Raw genomic sequence first — 3,626 nt, forward strand, 5'->3', positions numbered from 1 at the left:
AAGCTAAGCTGAGCGGCGCCAACATCAGCATCACCGCCACCGGCGACAACGGCACCAGCGGCGCCGTCACCATCGCGGGCACCACCATCGACACGCCCGGCAAGCTCCAGCTCGAAGGCGACAGCGTCAACCTCGCGCTGCAATCGACCGAATCGAGCACGAGCCACACGGGCGGCAAGCGCAACCTGGTGTGGCAGAGCACCAAGGACTCGGGCACCGCCGACGAGACGCTGCACTACAACCAGATCAACGCCGGCGCGCTGGAGGTCAATGCCAATCGCGTGACGGTGGGCATGAACGCCAAGGACAGCGTCGAAGCGCTGGCGCAGCAGCCGGGCATGGAGTGGATCGGCAAGATCAACAGCGACCCGAGCCTGGCCGGCAAGGTCGACTGGCAGAAGATCGACGAAGCGCACAAGCAGTGGGACTACGGCAAGAGCGGGCTGACGCCGGAGGGCGCCGCGGTCGTAACAGCCGTCGTGACCTATCTGACATGGGGCGCTGCCTCGACCGCCGGGGGTGCTGTCGCGGGCACGGTCGGTGGCAGTACGGCCGTCTCGGGGGCCGTGGCGGCAGGCATCAGCGCACTCGCGAGCCAGGCCTCGGTGGCGCTCATCAACAACGGGGGCGACCTCGGCAAGACCTTCGATGACCTGGGCAGCAGTTCCAGCGTCAAGAGCCTGTTGACGGCCATCGTCACGGGCGGCGTGCTGGGTGGATTGAACCTGAATCCGACCGGGCTGCCGACGACGGGCGCAGGGGCGAGCGACATCATGACCCAGTTGGGCAAGAACCTGACGGCGGGCGCAGCCAAGGCGGTCATCAGCACGGCCATCAATGGCGGCAGCCTGGAGGATGCGTTGAAGGAAGGGATCATCAATGCCTTCCTCGACACCGCTGCGGCGACGAGTGCCAACTGGATCGGCGGCATCGACGGAGTCGCCAACAAGATTGCCCATGCGATCGCGGGCTGTGCCATCGGCGCTGCGAGGACGGACGGCAGTTGTGCCGCTGGAGCTCTTGGCGCCGTCATCGGGGAACTCTCGGCTGAGCTCTACGGGCGAGAGATCGACACGGTTCAGTTCGCGGCCATGATGAGCAGCATCGCGGCGGCGGTTGCCGGAGGCGATGCGAACCAGATCAACCTCGCGAGTCAGGCTGGGGCGAACGCGGCGGCGAACAACTACCTGAAGCATGATGACGTCGCCCAGCTTGCCAAGACGCTTCAAGCCTGTGGAAGCGATCAGGCGTGCAAAAACCAGGCGATAGACGATGCCTACCTTGTGAGTGCGAAGAATGACGTCGAACTGCTCAACTGCAAGACGACGAACAACTGTGATGCGCTGAAAGCCGCCTACCGGGAAGGCTACAGCGACATCGAAAAGCTGATCGACGCCGGCATGAATCCGGATGACGTCAGCCGCGTCCTGGCGATGGAGAGCAACGCCCAAACCATCATTCGCAACGGCCTGGACCAGCGCCAGTGCACGACGCAAGCCTGTATCGACAAGGCCAACCTTCTGGTCGGCATCTCCAACGGTCTCAGCAAGATAACGCCGGTCGGTTTGGTCGCGGGCAGTGGCATTGCAGCCTATGAACTGACCACGGCCATCATCAACAACGGCCTGGGCGACACTGCCGCGGCGATCGCGGAAGCCATCATCGGCATCCCCGAGGAGCTGAAGAGTCGGTTGGCAAGCAGCGATCCGCAGGTGAGGGGCGAGGCATTGGTCGACGCATTGGCCATCGGCGGTGTCGCCACTGCGGTGACCGTCAAGCTCGGTCAGGTGGGCGTCAAGGCGGCCAGCAACGTTGCCACTTCGGTGCTCGACAAGGCCGCGACGGACGCACTGCTGAAGTCTGGTGGCGTCGTCGATAGCAGCACCGGATTGCCAATGCTCGACTTGAAGCGACTCAGCAATCCGCAGAAGGCGGTCGCAGGTGATTTGTTCGGTGAAAACACGGTCAAGCAGATCGTGCCTGATGGGACCAAGATTGGTCGATCTCCTGGGCCAGGGCAGTCTGGAATTGACGATCTTTACCAGGTCAATCGGCCCGATGTCGATTACGTGGTCATCGAGTATAAATTCGACAAGTCGACCCTTAGCAGCAAACCGCTGGATGGCAAGCAGATGTCGGATTCTTGGTTGCGAGGGGATGTGACTGACTACAACCGGATTCTGGAGTCGGTCGGGAAAAATCAACCGATGGCTGATGCTATCGAAAAGTCGCTCAGTTCAGGGCGGATTGAGAAATGGGTAGTTCGAACCTTGCCGGATGGAAGTACCGAGATTCGAGTTCTGGACGCGGCCGGCAATGTGAAAAATGTTGATACTTCAAAAGTTCTTCTGCCTGACCTAAATAGCTTGAGAGCACAGCAATGATTCGTGATGTTTTAGGTACCCCTAGCTACTGGGAAAAATGGATTTCATACACTCACGAGGTCATAGCCGACAGGATTTCTGATCTAGAAAAGCCGTCGGGCGACCCCTCGTATCGACCCCAGTATGTGCGCGGCATTGCGCAGCGCTACGAACGCCTGATGTTTCAGCGTTACTCCCGTGGCGATCCTATTCAGGAACTTGGACAGTATTTCGGGCCCATGCTCGACTTCTGGGAAGAGTCGCGCCGTCTTGGGCTCTCGGTTTATCCTCCCGAGCGGCTGTACACCCGCCAGACTTGGGCCGTGAATTTCGACCTCTATATAGACTGCTTCTGGCTTGTGGGCTTGGCGCTGACACTCGAGATCCCTGACGACCTCTGGAATCGTCTGCTAGCGCTGATTGGCAACGAAGGAGAAGACATCCTGCTTGATCGCGTCATTGCCAGCCGTTCCCCGGGTCGCAAGATTGGTACGCAACTGTGCTTCAAGAAGCCCTATGCGCGACTGCTCAAAGCCGTCGATGCGCCGGCGGACCAGCAAGCGGTCAAATTGCGCGAATTCGTCGATCACTGGTACGAAGAAATGGCGACCATCGGCAAATCCGGCCGCGCGAAGCAAGCAGTGCCCTATGCCCATCCGTACTGGCACAAACTGGGCAACGATAACTTCGAAGGTGGCGCGTACTTCGGGCGCTGGTGCGTCGAGGCGGTTGCTGCGGTGAAGGCCTTTGGCATGGATGACAGTCTGTGCCTCGGGCATCCGCACTATCCGGGCGATCTTTTGCGCCCTAACGGGCCGGGCACGCATCCTCCGAGGGCATCGCGCCTTCCGGCATGGATTGCCAAATTGCTGCGTTGAATTTGCGGCGGGGATGACTGCGGGAAAATTCGAACCTGCCGCGTTGTACGGCATCGCCAGAGTCGTGGATCGGCATGAAGTCGGCGGCTGGAAGGTCGACCTGACGCGCAACGGTGTTCATTTTCCGCTTCGCCATCTGGGGGCGGGAGGCTGCGCTGGTCCGGGCTCAGGCGTTGAGCCGACGGCGAACAGGCGGCGCGTCAGACCGGCGGCGTAGGTCAGGCGGGTGGGTCGAACGCGGCGATCGCCGGCGGCAGCGCAGCAGCGGGCGCGACGGGCGCGGGCGCCGGCAACGGCGTCGCCGGTGCGCGCGATGTCCCGATGGTGGTGCGCACCAGCGCGCCGGATACGCGCTTGCCTACGGCAAGCCTGTTCCAGACGAAGC

Annotated in this window: 2 protein-coding genes; both read left to right on the forward strand. The window is 61.6% G+C overall.

Annotated elements, in window-relative coordinates; genetic code table 11:
- On the forward strand, positions 1-2,384 hold a 2,384-nt coding region (locus tag AC1D2E_RS35240; protein WP_478201697.1), incomplete at its 5' end, for a DUF637 domain-containing protein.
- Positions 2,381-3,241: a PoNe immunity protein domain-containing protein gene (locus tag AC1D2E_RS35245; protein WP_478201698.1), complete on the forward strand. Its 861-nt coding sequence runs from the start codon at positions 2,381-2,383 to the stop codon at positions 3,239-3,241. The genes AC1D2E_RS35240 and AC1D2E_RS35245, both read left to right, overlap by 4 nt.
- Positions 3,242-3,626: the final 385 nt, after the last annotated feature.

This window comes from Variovorax sp. P1_H2, assembly GCF_056405295.1.